Raw genomic sequence first — 17369 nt, forward strand, 5'->3', positions numbered from 1 at the left:
GAGGGCGTTGTCGATGGATTCGATGAAGTAAAAGATCGTAAGCAGCATAGTGGTCCCTTGTCGTCCGTGAATTGTTGTCAATCAATGCGGGCGAGTTCATCTACAAACGATGTCGCATAGATGGGGCTCACCCAATCTCCCCGATGCGGCGCCACGAGTGCAGCTGGCATAGGGGAGAAATCCGAGAATGCCTTTACCTTCGTTCCCGGTCCAGGCCGCTGAGTAGTTGCTTGTTGTCAGTGCCGGGTTCAACGCCAGATGATTCTGGCGGGTAGGCATCGAGCATCGTCTCGGCCACTGCGGTCAGGGCCTCCGTCCAGGCCTCGGACATGGCATCGGTCCACTCACTGCCACCGATGTCAGCCATGGTCGTGATCAATGTTGTTGCCACCCAGCCGTACATGTGCGGTGTGACCCCGAGTGAGGCGTGCACCCTGCCGAGAGATCCCAGGGTCGATTGGAGCCAACTGGGGTCATCAAGATGGTCCAGGACGGAGGCAATGGCTTGTTGCAACATCGTCGCCTGTGGGCGGATGTTCTCTCCGAAAAGCTTTTTCACCGAGGGGTATTCGTCGAACAGGCGCTCGTAGAAGCGAACCGTGAAGTCAGGATCGTCCGCGGCCACCAGTGTCAGGCTTTGCTGGAGTAGGTTCTGGTCCATGGGGGGTGTCCTTTCTGTGCAGTCTCGAGAACTGGCCCCGTTGCGTGATCTCGCTGCCGAGCATGAAGCGACAACTCTCCGCTTCCGGGTTGCCCTGGCAGTGGTGGGCAGGGAGCGCCAGGTGACCGTCTTTCATGTCCGCGCCGCCCGTCGCGTCTGTTGAGGTTGTCCATGTATGGTCACGTCGGGCCGTGCAGGCTGAAGCAATGAAACATTTTTTGTATCTCTGTTTCATTGGTAGCATAGCTGTGGTAAGTATCACAAGGGGTCGATTCCTGACGATCCGTTAGGCGAAGAGTTTCACGGACGAATTCATATAGCGACAAAGACACCACCGCACCAACATTGGCCCAAGCGCGAGCCTCTGGACTGCTACCTGACCACGACGATGTCACCGCATTCCTGCAGGCACTGGCAGATCCGACTGTCGGCTAGGACGTTCGGGAGTCCGGCTCACAACAGGCGTGCGAGCCGCTTTTTGCGCAGGTTGTTGGTGATGATCCACGCGATGTCGGGGTCTGAATCATCAAGGCTCCCGAACTCGGCCAGGCCCGGTAGGGGATTGGCAGCGACGGCTACGCTCCAGCAGTAGCCGAGCGCTTGCCGGAGAGTGCGTACCCCTGGATCTCGACGTGTCTGCAGCAGCCGGGCCGCCAAATGCGCACTGGCGCGTTTGCAGGCGTCGATCGCCACCGCGGCAGCGCCCGGATTGCGCAGCAGGCGTGGCTCGCAGATCGCGGCAATGGCTGCCCGCTGCACCAATGGGTCGGAATCGTCTACCCAGTCGTTGACGATGAGTTTCAGGGCAGCCGGGTCGGTATCGCCGAGGCGCTGCAGACCGATGGCGACACCCTCGCGGACCCGCCACCGGTCATCGGCGGCCAAAGCTCGCATGCGCGTGGCCACTTCATCTTCTGCGGCGCGGGTGCCGAGACAGATTGCGCCGCAGAATGTCCGGTACTCGTCGCTGCTGCTGAGCAGGTCATCGACAAAGTCGCTGTCGGCCACTTCTGCCAGTGCCATTGCCAACTCGATGTTGCCCCGTGGACCGGGAAGTCCGGAATTCGCATCGAGGAAGGCCGGCCACGACGACCGGTCCAATTGCTCAAGTTGTTGCTGCCAGTCGGCTTTGCTGACCATTCGAGGCCCTCCCACGCTCAATGCCAAGGTTACGGGCACCAGTGTGGTCGAAACGCACGCCTGTAGCAGTACTGTCACCACCTGGTTGAGGCTGCAGTTGTGAAGGAACCTACTGGGCCGGCGCCTTCATAACTGCACTCTCGCCGAGGTGCAGAGCCGATCAAGTAGTGCGTGGTCGTGGCTGACGAGCGCAATGGCCGTACCGTCGTCGGACAACTGCCGCAAGAGCTCGATGACGGCAGTGGTGGCGATGGGGTCGAGCATGGCGGTGGGCTCGTCGCAGAGAAGAAATGCCGGCTCGCCGACGAGTACCCGTGCGATGCAGGCGCGTTGGAGTTGTCCGCCGCTGACCTGGGTCGGAAATCTGGTGAGTAATTGTAGATCGAGGCCGACGCGTTCGGCGACCGCGGCGAGATCAACAATGCGACCGGCGATGTCGGCAGGTTCGGTGATGATCTGCGACAGTGTCCAGCGAGGATTGCAGACCAGGCGCGGATGCTGGTCGAGCATGGCCAATGATCCGGGCGCCGTCTCGGGGCTGCCGTTGTAGGAGACCGTCCCCGAATCTGGAGTCTGTAGACCCGCCATCACCCGAAGCAGGGTTGTCTTTCCGGTTCCGGAAGGACCGACGACGCCGGTGATCTCGCCTGATCTCACCTCGAGGTCGACGTTCTCCAACACGGTTTGGTCGCCGAATCGAACAGAGATCGACTTGGCCTGCAGGATATGGCTGTTCACACTGCAACTCCATCGAAGAACTGGCTGACGTAGGTGTTGTCGATGCGTAGCACCGACGCGGGCGGACCGTCGGCAACAATCCATCCGGCACGCATCAGTGCAACGGAGTCGCAGATGTCTGCCGCGAAAAGGCTTGTCACATCGTGGGTGATGACAAGGACGGCTGCGCCGGCGTCGGCAGTCGAGCGTAAGAGTCTCCAGGTCGCTGCGGCGAGGTCGGGATCGAGCGCGGAGGTGGGTTCGTCGGCCACCACCACCGACGGATTGCCGGCCAGCGCAGCAGCAATCGCGGCACGTTGGGCCATGCCGCCCGACAACTCGTGTGGAAACAACTCCAGCGCCGAAACCGGGAGTTCGGCGAGTTCGGCCAACTCCTTGGCACTGCGGGCGCCATCCAAAACGCGAATGCACTCTTCGATCTGAGACCCGACAGTCCGCACCGGGGTGAAGGAGGTGGCCGGAGATTGGGGAACCAGGCCGACGCGGTGCCCGCGGACCTGGCGCCAGCGCTTCTCGTCGTCGGCGGCGATCGCTTGCCCCTCGATCTCGACGGCGCCGCTGACCTTGCACCCGGGCGGGAGGAGACCACAGAGTGCCACCGCAACAAGTGATTTGCCGCAACCGGATTCGCCCATGAGCGCGGTCAGTTCGCCGCGCGTCAACGTCAGGTCGACACCGTCGAGGCCGGTCACACTCGGCGAATCCCGACCACCCCGCGTGGCGATGTCCACCTTCAGGCCCCGGATATCAGCGCCCGCATTCACCAGATCACTCCCCGTGGTGGTTCCATCCGCCGCCGTAGCCCGGAGGCGGCGGCCGCTATGGCCAGGGCCGTCAGGACCAGCGCGCAGGCGGGGACGGCCAGCGTCCACCAGGCACCGAGCATCACGTCGCCTCGTGCCTGCCCGAGCAGAGTGCCCAGACTGGCCCGATCCGGCGACAGTCCGACACCCAGGAACGACAGCGTCGACTCATGCCACACCGCATGGGGCAACAACATCACCATCGCCACCAACGCCTGACCACCGACCGCAGGTAAGAGGTGGTGCCGCGCCACAAACCAGCGTGAGGCGCCGGCCAGACGAGCTGTGTGCACCCATCCGGATTCAGCGCCAGCCAACAGTTCTGCGCGGACGACCCGCGCCACGGCCGGCCAATGGGTCAGGGCGATGGAGGCGATGATCGCGAGCGGTTCCCCGCGCCACAGTGCGGCGATGACGATTCCGACAACTAGATGGGGCAGGGCGTTGAATCCGTCGACCACCCGCATCACCACGGCATCGATCCAGCCGCCCGCAGTTACCGAAAGGAGGCCGATGGCAACGCCCAGAAGTGTTGCGACGACGGCACATATCGCGGCCATCGCCAGTGAGATACGCAGACCTTCTGCCGTGCGGACGAGTAGGTCGTAGCCGGAATGATCGGTCCCCAGTAGCTGATCGGTGCCGGGGGCCAGTAGTGCTCGGCTGAAGTCGGCCACCTGCTCGCCGGCCACGATCGGCGCCACAACGGCGAACACCGCGATAGCCAACAGCAGCAACCACGGCCAGTGCCGGATTGTCCGCCGCCGCCTCAGTGACTGCGCGGTCATGCTGCCATCCCGATCCGTGGATCCAGCGCTGTCGCGGCGGCATCGGACAATGCGGATCCCAGCAGCACGGCCAGTGCGGAGCCGACCGCGAGCGCGGCCATCAGCGGAAAGTCCAGTGCCGCAGCAGAGTCGATCAGTACCGATGCCACGCCAGGCCAGCCGAAGATGGTCTCGACGATGGCCGCGCCGGCAATGACTTCAGGCAATCGGGTCCCGAGCAGGGCAAGCGTCGGGGCCACCGAGGTGGGAAGAACGTGACCGCGCATCAGGGCCGCGCCGCCGATGCCCCGTGCCCGTGCGGCTCGGACCGCATCGGAGCCGATTGATTCTGCAACCGACGCCCGGGTGGTGAGGAGCAACCACGGAATTTGTGAAAGTGTCAGTGCCACAAAGGGCAACACGGCGTGCGTGAGTATCCCGGATGCCGTGTACGGATCTCCGGGATCGCGGGCCCCGGAGGTGGGGAACCAACGCAGCCCCACGGCCAGTGTCGACACCAGGACGAGAGACACCACAAACGGCGGAACCGATGCGAACAGTGCGGATGCGCCCGAGCAGAGCCTGTCGACGAGGCCACCGCGGCGCATACCGGCCACCGCACCGAGCCCGACAGCGATGAGCGTTGCGGCGAGCAACGCGGCCGCGGACAGGCCGAGGGTGAACGGCAACCTGCTGGTGAGAACCTCTGCCACCGGCAGTGATTGGGTCGATGACCAACCCAGATCGCCGTGAAGCAGATCGCGAATCCACTGCCACCACGCGCCGTACCAGGACTGGTCGGTGTTGTAGGCATCAGCAGTTGCCTGTCGCTGCGATTGGGTGGCGCTTTGATAGTTGTCGCCGAGATAGGCGGCCAGTGGATCAAACGGCGACAACGACGCCAGTAGGAAGATGGCGGCCGAGACCGCGACGGTCACCGGGATCGCGATCAGTGCGCGAAGCCCCAGCAGACGAACCGCCGGAACCATCCGGCGCCGTGTCGCATTCACCGTTGCCAGGCGGAGATGCGCCACCACGGTCCCCATGTCACCCCGTGGGAGTGCGGTTCGAGGATGGGCGCGCTCTGTTGCCAGCCGAGGTCGCGGTAGGCGTAGGTGTGGTCGAGGAATGCCAGGAAGACCGACGACGGCTGCGCCAAGTACATGGTCTGGATCTCGCGGTACCGGGCGTCGTTCTCCGGTGTGGTCGCCGATTCGCGGGCCTGCTGCAGGAGCTGGTCCAATCCGGGGGTGGTGAAGTTGCCCGGGTTGGAGTAGGGCGACGAATCCGGGACACGGGTGTGCAGTGTGTTGTAGACCTGAGAGTCGATGCTGTACGGCGTATCTCCGCCGCCGAGTAGGACTGCCGAAGTGCCCATTCTGGTTTCGATGTCGTCCCAGCTACTGCCACGGGGTGTGACCTTGATGCCCAGCGGCTGCATGGCCGCGGCGAATGCGACGGCAAGATCGCGTCGAAGGGTGTCCTGCGCGTTGTAGAGCAACTCGAATGATGCTTGGACGCCATCTTTTTCGCGGACATCTCCGGTTCCTGCGATCCGCCACCCGGCGGAGTCGAGAATTGTCGCGGCCTGCGCCGGGTCGTAGTCGAAGACCGCATCCGGGTTGTAGGCGTCCCCGTAGACAGCCGCCACCGGTGTGCTGGCGGGCCGGCCGTGGCCGGCCAGGACATCGGTGATCATGGCGGAGCGGTCGACGGCGTGGTTCATGGCGAGCCGCACCCGGGGATCGGCCGTGAAGGCGTTGTCGCTGGGAAAGGACACCCCGCGCCAGTCGGCCGACTGGACTCCGACGGTCGCGATGCCGTCGCGGCCGTCGAGGGCGGCGAGCATCTTCGGGGGCAGGGGACCGCCATCGACCTCACCGGTCGAGATCTGCGCGGACCGGCTGTTGTCGTCGGGGCTGTGGGTGAAAACCAGTGTGGTCACCTGCGGTAGTGACCCCCGATAGTCGGAGCGGGCGACCATCACGGCCTGATCGGCGTCCAGGCTTTCCAGCTCATAAGGGCCGGTACCAACAGGTTTGGTGTTCAGCGCCCAGTCGGCGGCCGGTGCATCCTCGATCATCTCTGACGGCGCGATACCGAGCAGGAGATACGGCGAAGGGTCGGCGTCGGTGTTCATGGTGACGGTCACGGCATTCGGTCCGTCGGCGGCGACATCGACAACGGGTGCCAGGCCGGCCGAGATCTCGGACGCGACAACCGGATTGCGGACCGCGGCATATGTGGCGACCACATCCGCCGCATCGAACTCCGAACCGTCGGAGAATCTGACATCCGGGCGCAGCGTCACCCGCCATTGCCGGGGGCCGACCAACTCGGGGGAGCTGTCCGCGAGTGAGGGGACCAGTGCAGGCAATGCGGTGTCGGTGTCTGCCTCCGGGCGCAACAGTCCCTCGTAGATCGGGGATACGCCGAGCGCGCCGTAACCCGATATCGGGTTGTACCCGCCGAGTTCCTGGCTATCGGCGAGCACGATGCGAGCCGAGTCCTCAACCGATGGTGAGGAACACCCGGTCAGGATCAGGGCGCCCGCGGTTGCAAGCAATGTCAGACGCCGTGGCACGAACACCGTGGAACCCCTCGCCTCGATATATGTCTGGATGGACACATTTGATGTGTGCCGTAGCCTAGCATCGTGAGCAAGCCCCAAGGTGACATCGACGATTGGGCCAAACGTTTTGCCCTGCTGTCTGATTCCACCCGCTTACGCCTGATCACCCACATGCATGAACATCCCGGGGCAGTGGTGGCCGAACTCGCCGAGGCGGCCGGGATCACCGAGAACGCTGCGTCGCAGTCGCTGCGGGCACTACGGGATCAGGGTTGGGTGACCACCACGAAGACCGGCCGTTCCGTCCACTACCGGGTCGTGGCCGATGCCATCGTGCACCGAATCCTGCACGACATCATGGGCGCCGAGCACCCGCACCATCACTGAGCCGGATCGGCGGGTGGGTCCTCCGGTGATTTGTGGTCGTTCTCGCGCGCAGCGTTCTGCAGCGCCACCGACCGCGCGAGCCGCGCGTATTTGATCTCGACATCACGGAACCGCAGGTAGGTGCTGATCGTGGTGAAGGCAAAAGCCACCACTAGTCCGTACAGCACCAGGTCGGTACCACGTCCGACCCCGACCCAGCCCGCGATCACTGTCAGATCGTCCGGCCGCAACAGCGCGTAGACGCCAAAGGCCAGAAATGCCAAGAAGATCAACTTGACCCACGCCGAGGCCCTGGCACTGCCGCGGCGGGTGATGAAGTAGCCGACCATCAGGAGTACGGCAAGGATCAGAAGTATCTGGATGACCAGCATTGGGTGTGCTACCGCCTCATCCGGCCACCGAGCAGACCGTCGCTCAAGATGTTGACACCGTTGAGCAGCGACTGGCCCTTGGCCATCGAATACTCGGTGTAGAGGATGGTCACGGGCTGTTCGGACACCCGCCACTTGTGCTCATCGATGAGCGCGACGAACTCCGATGCGTGGCTCATCCCGTTCATGATCAGGTCGAGTTGGCCTGCCACCGTGGCGTTGAAGACGCGCAGACCGTTGTGGGCATCGGTCAGACCCATTCGGCGGGTCCGGGGACTGAGGAAGACGATGGTGCGCAGTGCCATCCGCTTGAACAGCGGGACGCTCTTGCTGCGGTCTTCGGCAAAACGGGTGCCGATCACGATGTCGAGTGGCTCGCTGCGCAGCCGTGCCAGCATGGCGACAACATCGTCGACCTGGTGTTGGCCGTCGGCGTCGAACGTCACGAAGTACTGGGCGCCCGGCTGTGCCCGGGCATATTCGACACCGGTCTGGATCGCGGCCCCCTGGCCGAGGTTCACCGGGTGGCGGACGAGATCGGCGCCCGAGGCCCGGATCTCGGAGACGGAATTGTCCTTGCTGCCGTCATCGACGCAGACGATATTCGGGAATGTCTTCTTCGCTGCGGTGATCACCGATGCGATCACCGGTTCCTCGTTGAACACCGGAACGATCAGCCAGACATCGGAATTATCGGTGGCAGCGGGTGAGACAGCGATGACCACACCTCCACGCACACATCGACCGGATACCGAACCAGGTCCCGGACAACCCAACCGCTGTCGGGCCGATAGGCAGTCTATCGGTATCACCGCTGTACTCTGCGGAGCGTGCTCGCTGTCGACGTCATGTTGCCGTTCTACGGTGACGTGGATCAACTGAAAGCCGCGGTCCGCAGCGTGCTGGATCAGACCTTCACCGACCTTCGGTTGGTGGTGGTCGACGACCAGTACCCCGACCCCGAGCCCGCGCGCTGGCTGCAGTCGCTCGGCGATGCCCGCGTGCAGTACCTGCGCAACGACGTGAATCTCGGCGTCAACGGCAACTTCCGGCGCTGTGTGGACCTTGTCGAGGCACCCGCGTTCACCCTCATGGGCTGCGACGACGTCATGGCGCCGGAGCATCTGGCCAACGCGATGGCCGCACTCGACGCGCATCCCGCCGCAGCTGTGGTGCAACCGGGCGTGCAGGTCATCGACGCCGATGACGCCGTCGTCCACCCGCTGGGTGACCGGGTGAAGGCCCGTATGACACCGCAGGCACCGGCCGTTCTGCGGGGTGAGGCGCTGGCCGCGAGTCTGTACCGCGGCAACTGGACGTACTTCCCGTCCCTGGTCTGGCGGACCTCGGTCGCGAAGCCGATCGGATTTCGGCCCGGCCTCGAGATCGTGCTCGACCTGGCCCTCCTCCTCGACATCGCGCGGGCAGGCGGGGCGCTGGTCCTCACCGAAGGCGTCACCTTTTCCTACCGCAGGCACACCGAATCGGTGAGTTCGCTGCAGGCCGTCGACGGTAGGCGATTCGATGAGGAACGCGCCTTCTTTTCAGACGAGGCGCAGCGGTGCGTCGAGATCGGCTGGCCCGATGCGGCCCGTGCCGCGCGGCGCCACCCGACCTCACGGCTGAATGCGGCGACGCTGGTGCCCGGAGCGCTACTCGGCAGGCAGTGGCCGATTGTCTCCACGCTCGTCCGGCACGTCGTCGGTTGACGTCGACCGCGCGGCCCACAGGTGGACGGCCATCCCGATCAATGGTCCGGCGATGAGGGCGATCGAGACCCGCACCTCGAGGTCGGCAGGCACGAACAGCAGGGCGACGCTTGCGGTGGTGGCCACCCACCAGCCGGTTGCGTAAAGACGGTGCGCTCCGACGGCCAGGGCCATCGCGCCGGTGAGCGTGAGGACAGCCATCGCCACCGCGCCGATTGTCAGTGCGGCGATGGTGGCACCGGAGAGTCGGTAGTCGGCGCCGAAGACGGTCTCGAGCAACCACGGCCCGACAAACCAGGCCGCGACCGCACCGATCACGCCGACGCCGGTCACGATCAGCAGCGGGGCCATCAGTGACGCCGTGACCCGGTCGCGATTCTCGACGAACCGGCTGATCAGGACGCCCTGAAAGCTGTTCAGCGGCACCAGTAGTGGAGCCCGGGTCAGGGTCACCGCCAAGATCACGGCACCGGCCACCGAGTCGAGGTCGCCGGAGGTGGACAGTTTGATCAGCACCGGGAAGCCCATCACCAGGACCGCACTGGCCAGCGCTGCGGCCATGGCCGTGAAGGTGTTTCGCGCCAGTTCCCGGACCGGGACATCGCCGCGGGCCCCCAGCGCTGCGCGGGCAGGCCGCAGACACAGGACAACAATCGCCGACGAGATGGTGCCCGCGATGGTCATCACCAGGAACGCGAACAAACCCCATCCGGCGATGACGGCAATGACGGTGAGCCCCAGCCGGATCAGCGCATCAACGATGAGCAGGGTGGCAAAGGGTCCCCACCGACCCAGGCCGGACAGGGCTCCGCCGAGGCCGGCATAGATGCCGAACGCCGCGACACCCGCGGCGAGCAACAGCACCGATTCGACTCGGTACCACTCGAATACCGCGCCGGCCCAGCCGATCGAGGTCGCCGCCACCACCAGGGCCAACCCAATCCCGACGGCGGCGTTCAGCGGCATCGGCCGGGCGTCGTTCCCGTCCACGCCCCGGATCCGGGCGCCCCGGACCGCGCGGGTCGTTTCCTGGAGTTGCCCGTTCTGCGTTCCGGTGACGAGTCCGTACGCGGCCCAGAACACCGCGAACGCCGCGTAGCCGTCGGCGCCGAGGGCGCGGGCCGCGAGTAGCAGGACCAGATAGCCGGATACCGCGGCGATCACGGTCGCCAGGGCCACCCGACTCATCTAGACACCCGGGTACGCAGGCAGCGGCTTCTCGTCGAGCCAGCTCTGCCACAGATCGTTCAGCGGCTCCGGGCTGTGCTTGGCGGCCAGGCCGGTGAAGTCGGCCGAGGTCACCGAGCTGTAGCGGTAGTCCTTCGTCCACTCCCGGAGCAGGTCGAAGAAGTTGTTGTCGCCCACACGCTTCCGCAGGGCATGAAGCGTCAGCGCGCCACGTTTGTAGACCCGGTCGTCGAACATGTTCTTGGGTCCGGGATCGCCGATCACCAGATCCATGGGGGATGCCGACAACCGGCCGTAGTACTTGCGGGCCTGGGCCTCGGCACTGAGTCCGCCCGACCGTTCCGACCACAACCACTCGCTGTAGCAGGCGAATCCCTCGTGCAGCCAGATGTCCTTCCACCGGTTCAGCGTCAGTGAATTGCCGAACCACTGATGTGCCAATTCGTGTGCGATCAGACGCTCGGACGAACCGGTGCCATCGCAGTGGTTGGCACCGAAGATCGACATGCCCTGGGCTTCGATCGGGATCTCGAGTTCGTCGTCGGTGACAACCACCGAGTATTCCGGGAACGGATACGGGCCGAACATGTCGACAAACTCTTCCATCATCGACCGCTGCTTGGCGAAGTCGAGGTCGAACTCTTTGCGCAGCCGCGGCGGGATCACGGCGTGGATGGGAACGGGCTTGGTACTGAGCGTCTTTCGGGTATATACGCCGATCTGGACGGTGGCCAGATAGGACGCCATCGGCTCGATCTGCTCGTAGACCCACGTGGTCTGGGCGGCCTTGGTGCGCTTGCTCTTGAGAACGCCGTTGGCAACCGCCATGAAGGGACTGTCGGTGGTGATCGAAATGCCGTAAGCCGCTTTGGAACTCGGGTGGTCGTCGCAGGGAAACCAGGATGCGGCCCCGTTGGGCTGGCCGGCGACCAGCGAACCCTCGGTGAGCTCTTCCCAGCCGACCTCGCCCCATTGGCCGCGGATCGGTTTGGGGTTGCCCGCGTACTTGACCACGATGATCATCCCGCCGCCTGCGGGGAGTTCGGTGGCCAGCGTGATGTTGAGCTTGTGGCTGCGGTGGCTGTACCGGGCCGGACGCTTGCCGTTGATCGTGACGCGTTCGACCTTGAGCGCGGAGGACAGGTCGATGCTGAATCGACTCAGGTTGCTGACCGTGGTCGCGGTGATGGCGGCGACTCCGGCGAGCCGATTTGTCGCGACCTTGTATTCGAGGTCGAGGTCGTAGCGCGACACCCGGTATCCGAGATTGCCGTTGGCAGGCAGATACGGGTCGATTCCGTCCGACGGGTCGCCCAACAGCGACTGCCCGGTCCGGGAGGAGCGCCTGCCGAGTTTACCTGGCACAAATCCTCCTGTTCGGTTCCGATATGCATCGTCGATCGCGTTGAATGGCTTGTGGGTGGACATCTATGACGTCGCACCGCCGATTCGTGATCGGTGGAGACGTTACATGGCCGCCCAGGCGACGGTGCTTCAAGACCCGTGGGGCAGATAGCCGCTGAAGTCGACGTACTTTTTCCCGAGGACAAGGACCATAGTCATGGGTACATCGAGAAGTTTCGCATCCCTGGTCGCACGTGTGATCCTGGGCATAATCTTCATCTTCCATGGGTGGCAGAAGTTGCACACCAACGGAATCGATGCCACCGAGGCGTACTTCAAGTCGCTGGACATCCCGTGGCCTGCCGCCGCGGCCTGGTACTCCGCACTGGTCGAATTCGGTGGTGGCATCCTGCTCATCCTGGGTGTGCTGACGCCATTGGTGTCGCTGTTGCTGATCGCCGACATGATCGGCGCGATTTTCTACGCCCACATCGACAACGGGTTCTGGAACTACGACAACGGCTATGAACTGCCGCTCGCCCTGATCGCAGGCCTGGTCGCCGTCGGGCTCGCCGATACCGGCCGCGTCGGAGCCGACGGCTACCTGATGAGCCGACGGCGCCGAAACAAGGTGTAGCGCGATCACGGGTTCCACGGTGCGATCGGGTTCCCTTGCCAGCGGGTGGAATCGGGAACAACATCGCCCCGCATGACGAGTGAGGCGGGTCCGACGGTGGCGCCTGCGCCCAGTCCGGAGGCCGGGAGCGCGACGCAGTGTGGTCCGAGCGTGGCGCCGGGCCCAAGGACGACCTCGTCCATGGCCATCACCCGGTCATGGAAGAGATGGGTCTGGACCACACAACCGCGTTGCACGGTGGCGCCGTCTCCGAGGGTCACCAGGTCGGCCTCTGGCAGCCAGTAGGTTTCGCACCAGACGCCCTTGCCGATGTGGGCGCCGAGCATCCGCAGCCAGACGTTGAGGATGGGTGTTCCGGTGGCGGCGTTCGCGAACCAGGGGGCGGCGACCGTTTCCACAAAGGCATCCGAGAGTTCGTTGCGCCAGACGAACGAGCTCCACAGCGGATATTCGGTGGCCCGGATACGGCCGACCACAGTCCATTTGGCGGCCGCGGCGATACAGCAGGCAGCGGCACCGGCGATCAGCAGCACGAGCCCGCTGACGAGGGCCGCCACGTAGTAGTTGGTCTCGATCACGACGTACTGCAGGGCGATCAGCACCAGCAGGCCCAGACCGAAGCTGACCATCACCGGGATCAGTCGCATCGTTTCGACGATCGCGCGGGCGACCTTCAGTTTGGTCGGTGGATCGAACGTGCGGGAGGTATCGGTCCGGGCCGCGGACCGGCGCAAGCGCACCGGCGGACTGCCCAGCCAGCTCGAACCCGATTTCGCCTTGCTCGGTGTGGCCGACAAGACGGCCACCAGAGAGTTCTTCGGGACCTTGCGGCCGGGTCCGGTCATGCCGGAGTTGCCGAGGAACGCGCGTTTGCCGATCTTGGCCTCGTCGATGTGCATCCACCCGCCACCGAGTTCGTAGGACGCGACCATGGTGTCGTCGGCCAGGAACGCGCCGTCGCCGACCGTGGTGAACTTCGGGATCACCAGGGCGGTGGAGATCTCGGTGCCCTTGCCGATGTCGGCGCCCAGTATCCGGAACCAGACCGGGGTCAACAATGAGGCGTACAGCGGGAACAGGAAGGTCCGCGCCGAGTCCATCAACCGCTCGGTGGCCCAGACCTGCCAGCCGACCCGGGAACGCACCGGGTGATAGCCCTTGTGCATTCCGATCGACAGCAACCGCACCAGGACCACGGTGAGCACGGCGAACACCAGCAGGCTCAGCAGGGTCGCGGCAGGCAGCAATGCCATTGCGCGCAGCGTCACCGACTCGAGGTCGTCGGCACCGCCTGCCCAGCTGCCGATGATGGTCAGACCGGCAGCCAGGGACACCAGCGGAACCCCGGCCAGCAACACCGACGACACCCCGAAGATCGGCACCCAGTAGCTGCGCCTCGCGGGCCGTTCCTCCGGCCAGGGACGCTGGGCCTTACCGGTCTTGACCGCAGGCGAACCGGCCCAGCGTTGGCCGCCCTTGACCCGGCCCATCACGGCCGAACCCGGTGCGATTTCGGCGCCCGCGCCAATTCTCGCTCCCGGCAACAGCGTTGATCGCGAACCGACACTGGTGCCGGCACCGATCTCGATCTCGCCGATGTGGACGACGTCCCCGTCGATCCACCAACCGGACAGGTCGACTTCGGGTTCGACCGAGCAGCCGTCGCCGAGTGTGATCATGCCCGTCACCGGCGGCAACGTGTGCATGTCGACGTCACGGCCGATCTGGGCACCGAGCGAACGGGCGAAATAGATCATCCAGGGCGCGCCAGAGAGATTCGCGGCACCACTGGCCTCGGTCAGGCGTTCGGCGATCCACAGCCGCAGATGCACCGACCCGCCGCGGGGATGATCACCGGGGCGGACCCCGGCCAGCAACAACCGGATGCCCGCCGCGGCGGTCAGCATCCGGCCGAGTGGGGTGATGAAGATGATGAAGGCGGCGAGAACGATCCACCAGTTGATCGGATGGATCCAGGATGAGTCGAAGGCCGCCGACAGGACGTTGTTCACGATGGCCAACCAGGTCGCCCACTGCAGACCGGTCAGGGTGGTCAGCGGTACGGACAGCGCGACCTGGGCCAGTCCGGTTCGGCGTGGCGTCGGTTCGACGATCCGGGGCTCGACCACCGCGCCCGGGTTGAGGTCGTCGAGCATCTGCGCCAGCGAACCGAGCCGGGGATGGTCGTAGATGTCGGCGACGGTGACGGTGGGGAACCGCTGGCGCAGGACGGTCACCAGCTGGGCGGCCGCGAGCGACCCGCCGCCCTCGGAGAAGAAGTCGGCTTTCGCGTTGGTGATGCCGACACCGAGCACCGTTGCCCAATGCCCGGCCAACCAGGCCTCGGTCGCGCTGAGGTCGCCGGTGTCGGTCTCGCCATCGCCGGAAGGCACCGGCCAGGGGAGTGCATTGCGGTCGACCTTGCCCGATGTCCGGGTGGGTAGTTCGTCCACCAGTACGAGTCGCGGGATCAGGGCCGCAGGCAGCCGATCGGTGAGTTGTTCCCGGGCGCGGTCAAGGTCGAAGTCGGGGTCGGTCGAGACGAGATAGCCGACCAGCAATGAATTGCCTGCGGCCGATTTCCGGACGGCCGCGGCGGCACCGGCGACTCCGGGTAGATGCTGCAGGGCGTTGTCGACCTCGCCGAGTTCGATGCGTCGCCCGCCCACCTTGACCTGATCGTCGGCGCGACCCATGAACACCAGGCCTTCGGCCTCGAACCGGACGAGGTCGCCGCTGCGGTACGCGCGCTCCCAGCCCAATGTCTCCATCGGCGAGAACTTCTCGGCATCTTTGACCGGATCCAGATAGCGGGCCAGCCCGACTCCACCGATCACCAGTTCCCCGACCTCGCCGAAGTCGACCTGCTTCTGTTCGCCGTCGACCACGGCCAGGTCCCAGCCGGCCAGTGGCAATCCGATCCGGACCGGTCGGCTCCCGTCGAGTCGGGCGGCGCAGGCCACCACGGTCGCCTCGGTGGGGCCGTAGGTGTTCCACACCTCGCGGCCGTCGACTGCCAGCCGTTCGCCGAGTTCGGGCGGGCAGGCCTCGCCGCCGAAGATCAGCAGGCGGACGGCTTCGAGGGCCTCGGGGGGCCAGAGCGCGGCCAGCGTCGGGACCGTGGACACCACGGTGATGTCACGCTGGACGAGCCACGGCCCGAGGTCCATGCCCGAACGCACCAGCGATCGTGGCGCGGGGACCAGGCAGGCGCCGTAACGCCACGCCAGCCACATTTCTTCACAGGACGCGTCGAAGGCCACCGACAGCCCGGCGAGCACCCGGTCGCCGGGACCGAGTGGTTCGTCCTGCAGGAACATCAAGGCCTCGGCATCGACGAACGCCGCCGCATTGCGGTGGGTGACAGCCACACCCTTGGGTGTGCCGGTGGATCCGGAGGTGAAGATGATCCAGGCGTCGTCTTCGATGGTCGGTGGCGTCGGGTTTTCGACACCCTCGCCACGGGAGAGCCCGAGATCGGCCGGCCAGCGCAGGCCCTCGGCGCCCAGCACCGCCGCCACGCCGGCCTCGCCGAACACCAGGCCGGCCCGCTCCGGCGGATCGTCCGCGTCGACGGGCACGTAGGCCGCACCGGCCGCCAGAGTCGACAGGATCGCCAGGTACAGCTCGCGCGAACCCGACGGCATGCGGATTCCGACACGATCGCCGCGCCCGATCCCACGCGTGCCGAGCCAGGTCGCACCTTCATCGACGAGATCCATCAATTCGGCGTACGTGAGAATCGTGTCGCCGTCATCGATGGCCGGCGCATCCGGATGTACTGACGCGGTCTCGGTCAGTACATCGATGAGGGTCCGTGCGGTTGGCGCCTGCGCAGATCTGCTGAATTGCGCGAGGGTCGGAGCTGTCACCAAGGGCCTTTCTCTCCACGTCGTCCGAACAAGTGTTGCAGCCCGGTCATGGACATGCGATGCAACGAGACCACATCGGCCCCTCGCGTGAGGTACTCAGGTGGACCCAACTGCGGAGTGGTAGGTGTAACTTCACGAAATCTTTGTCTAGAATTCACTGTTCAAGACGATATGCCCTGGTCATGGCGAAGGGGATTTGAGATGTCGGTGACTAGACATGCACGACCGAGCCTGCGGTCGTACCCCATCTGGATGGGCTCGCGGCTCTTTGTGAAGCCCACTCTTGCGCTCTGGCCCATCGGGGCCCTGGGGCTGCGGCCGCTGTATCTCATCGATGAGATCTTCGCCCTTGGCCCGAAGGGAAAGTCTGTGGCGCGTGAGCAGATCACCTTGGCCGGCCGGCCGGTAGAACTGTCGGTACCCGCCCGCCCGAGTGGTCGCGATGAAGCAGCGGCCGTGCTCTATCTGCACGGTGGGGCGCTCGTCGTGTGTGGCCTGGCCACGCATCGGGCGGTCGCCGGGAAGCTGTGCGAGCACGTCGACCTGCCCGTGTATTCGGTTGCGTACCGGCAACTTCCGGAGGCAGGCGTGGGAACCTCCGTCGCCGATGCCTATCAGGCCTACCTGGAACTGGTGACCGAACGGGGGTTCAAACACGTTGTTGTGGCGGGTGATTCGGCCGGCGGGTTCCTCGCGGGCAAGATCGTCGAGCTGGCCCACCGCGACGGAGTGCCCTCTCCCGTGGCGTATATCGGGTACTCGCCCTTCCTCGACCTCGATCTCGGCGGCAATCCCAACCGCTCGAGCCGTGGCGATGCATACCTTCCGATCCGCAAACTTGCCGCGCTCCGGCCGCAATTCGACAAGGGGCCGATCGAACTCGACGGGGTCCGCCGGATCGTGGACGTTCCACCCGCAGCCTTTCCGCCGACCATCGTCGTCACTGCCGAAGGCGAGATGCTCGAGCCGGACGCGCTCGAACTGGTGGAGTTGCTGACCGCGGCCGGGGTGAAGGTGCAGATGCACAGTTATGCCTGGCAGGTTCACGCATTTCCCGCGCTGGCGGGGCGCCATCCGGAGGCACGTCGAGCCATCGCGAGGACAGCGCGGTTCGCCAAGGACGCCGTTGCAGCAGCCGCGCGAGGTGGGCGCGCACACCTGCGGGGCGCCAGTTAGGCAG

17 protein-coding genes are annotated in these 17369 nt (G+C 65.3%); 5 read left to right on the top strand and 12 right to left on the bottom strand.

The genetic code is table 11. The annotated features are described in order from the left end of the window. Positions 1–193 precede the first annotated feature (193 nt). Positions 194–661 carry a globin domain-containing protein gene (locus tag AC1TPF_RS20655; RefSeq protein ID WP_482145178.1) on the bottom strand — a complete coding sequence of 156 codons (468 nt, stop codon included), beginning with the start codon at positions 659–661 and terminating at the stop codon, positions 194–196. Positions 662–677: 16 nt separating this feature from the next. Between AC1TPF_RS20655 and AC1TPF_RS20660 the strand changes: the two genes are divergently transcribed. Then, entirely contained in the window at positions 678–824 is a 147-nt protein-coding gene (locus tag AC1TPF_RS20660; protein WP_482141312.1) for a hypothetical protein, read from the top strand. Positions 825–1114: 290 nt separating this feature from the next. On the opposite strand, the gene AC1TPF_RS20665 is transcribed toward AC1TPF_RS20660, so the two are convergent. The 6 genes from AC1TPF_RS20665 to AC1TPF_RS20690 all read right to left on the bottom strand — a co-directional run bounded on the left by AC1TPF_RS20665 (position 1115) and on the right by AC1TPF_RS20690 (position 6732). Next, complete coding sequence (locus AC1TPF_RS20665) at positions 1115–1801, bottom strand: HEAT repeat domain-containing protein (protein WP_482145179.1); 687 nt, start codon at positions 1799–1801, stop codon at positions 1115–1117. A 126-nt stretch (positions 1802–1927) separates the two neighbouring features. Then, positions 1928–2539, bottom strand: coding sequence for an ABC transporter ATP-binding protein (locus AC1TPF_RS20670; RefSeq protein ID WP_482145180.1), 612 nt, complete (start codon positions 2537–2539; stop codon positions 1928–1930). After that, positions 2536–3303, bottom strand: coding sequence for an ATP-binding cassette domain-containing protein (locus AC1TPF_RS20675; protein WP_482145181.1), 768 nt, complete (start codon positions 3301–3303; stop codon positions 2536–2538). The genes AC1TPF_RS20670 and AC1TPF_RS20675 overlap by 4 nt, the downstream gene beginning before the upstream one ends. Continuing rightward, positions 3300–4130, bottom strand: coding sequence for an ABC transporter permease (locus AC1TPF_RS20680; protein ID WP_482145182.1), 831 nt, complete (start codon positions 4128–4130; stop codon positions 3300–3302). The genes AC1TPF_RS20675 and AC1TPF_RS20680 overlap by 4 nt, the downstream gene beginning before the upstream one ends. Then, positions 4127–5098: an ABC transporter permease gene (locus tag AC1TPF_RS20685; RefSeq protein ID WP_482145546.1), complete on the bottom strand. Its 972-nt coding sequence runs from the start codon at positions 5096–5098 to the stop codon at positions 4127–4129. Before AC1TPF_RS20685 ends, AC1TPF_RS20680 begins: the two co-directional genes overlap by 4 nt. Before the next feature lie 17 nt (positions 5099–5115). After that, positions 5116–6732: an ABC transporter substrate-binding protein gene (locus tag AC1TPF_RS20690; protein WP_482145547.1), complete on the bottom strand. Its 1617-nt coding sequence runs from the start codon at positions 6730–6732 to the stop codon at positions 5116–5118. Between the two features lie 33 nt (positions 6733–6765). Between AC1TPF_RS20690 and AC1TPF_RS20695 the strand changes: the two genes are divergently transcribed. Beyond that, complete coding sequence (locus tag AC1TPF_RS20695) at positions 6766–7068, top strand: ArsR/SmtB family transcription factor (RefSeq protein WP_482141302.1); 303 nt, start codon at positions 6766–6768, stop codon at positions 7066–7068. On the opposite strand, the gene AC1TPF_RS20700 is transcribed toward AC1TPF_RS20695, so the two are convergent. Next, on the bottom strand, positions 7062–7439 hold the full coding sequence (locus tag AC1TPF_RS20700) for a DUF2304 family protein (protein WP_482141300.1): 378 nt from the start codon (positions 7437–7439) through the stop codon (positions 7062–7064). The genes AC1TPF_RS20695 and AC1TPF_RS20700 overlap by 7 nt on opposite strands. Before the next feature lie 8 nt (positions 7440–7447). Beyond that, positions 7448–8176 carry a glycosyltransferase family 2 protein gene (locus tag AC1TPF_RS20705; protein ID WP_482141298.1) on the bottom strand — a complete coding sequence of 243 codons (729 nt, stop codon included), beginning with the start codon at positions 8174–8176 and terminating at the stop codon, positions 7448–7450. Between the two features lie 111 nt (positions 8177–8287). Here AC1TPF_RS20705 and AC1TPF_RS20710 point away from each other — a divergent pair, with 111 nt between their 5' ends. Further along, entirely contained in the window at positions 8288–9148 is an 861-nt protein-coding gene (locus AC1TPF_RS20710) for a glycosyltransferase family 2 protein (RefSeq protein WP_482145548.1), read from the top strand. On the opposite strand, the gene AC1TPF_RS20715 is transcribed toward AC1TPF_RS20710, so the two are convergent. Further along, the gene (locus AC1TPF_RS20715; RefSeq protein ID WP_482145183.1) at positions 9092–10336 is read right to left on the bottom strand and encodes an MATE family efflux transporter; all 1245 of its coding nucleotides are present in this window, start codon (positions 10334–10336) and stop codon (positions 9092–9094) included. The two genes, AC1TPF_RS20710 and AC1TPF_RS20715, sit on opposite strands and share 57 nt — an antisense overlap. Further along, complete coding sequence (locus AC1TPF_RS20720) at positions 10337–11701, bottom strand: M1 family metallopeptidase (RefSeq protein ID WP_482145184.1); 1365 nt, start codon at positions 11699–11701, stop codon at positions 10337–10339. 196 nt (positions 11702–11897) lie between these two features. On the opposite strand from AC1TPF_RS20720, the gene AC1TPF_RS20725 reads away from it, so the two are divergent. After that, on the top strand, positions 11898–12317 hold the full coding sequence (locus AC1TPF_RS20725; protein ID WP_482141292.1) for a DoxX family protein: 420 nt from the start codon (positions 11898–11900) through the stop codon (positions 12315–12317). 5 nt (positions 12318–12322) lie between these two features. On the opposite strand, the gene AC1TPF_RS20730 is transcribed toward AC1TPF_RS20725, so the two are convergent. Next, complete coding sequence (locus AC1TPF_RS20730) at positions 12323–16189, bottom strand: Pls/PosA family non-ribosomal peptide synthetase (RefSeq protein ID WP_482141290.1); 3867 nt, start codon at positions 16187–16189, stop codon at positions 12323–12325. Between the two features lie 201 nt (positions 16190–16390). On the opposite strand from AC1TPF_RS20730, the gene AC1TPF_RS20735 reads away from it, so the two are divergent. Continuing rightward, positions 16391–17365: an alpha/beta hydrolase gene (locus tag AC1TPF_RS20735; protein WP_482145185.1), complete on the top strand. Its 975-nt coding sequence runs from the start codon at positions 16391–16393 to the stop codon at positions 17363–17365. Positions 17366–17369 lie beyond the last annotated feature (4 nt).

Source organism: Williamsia sp. Y853, from assembly GCF_056786495.1.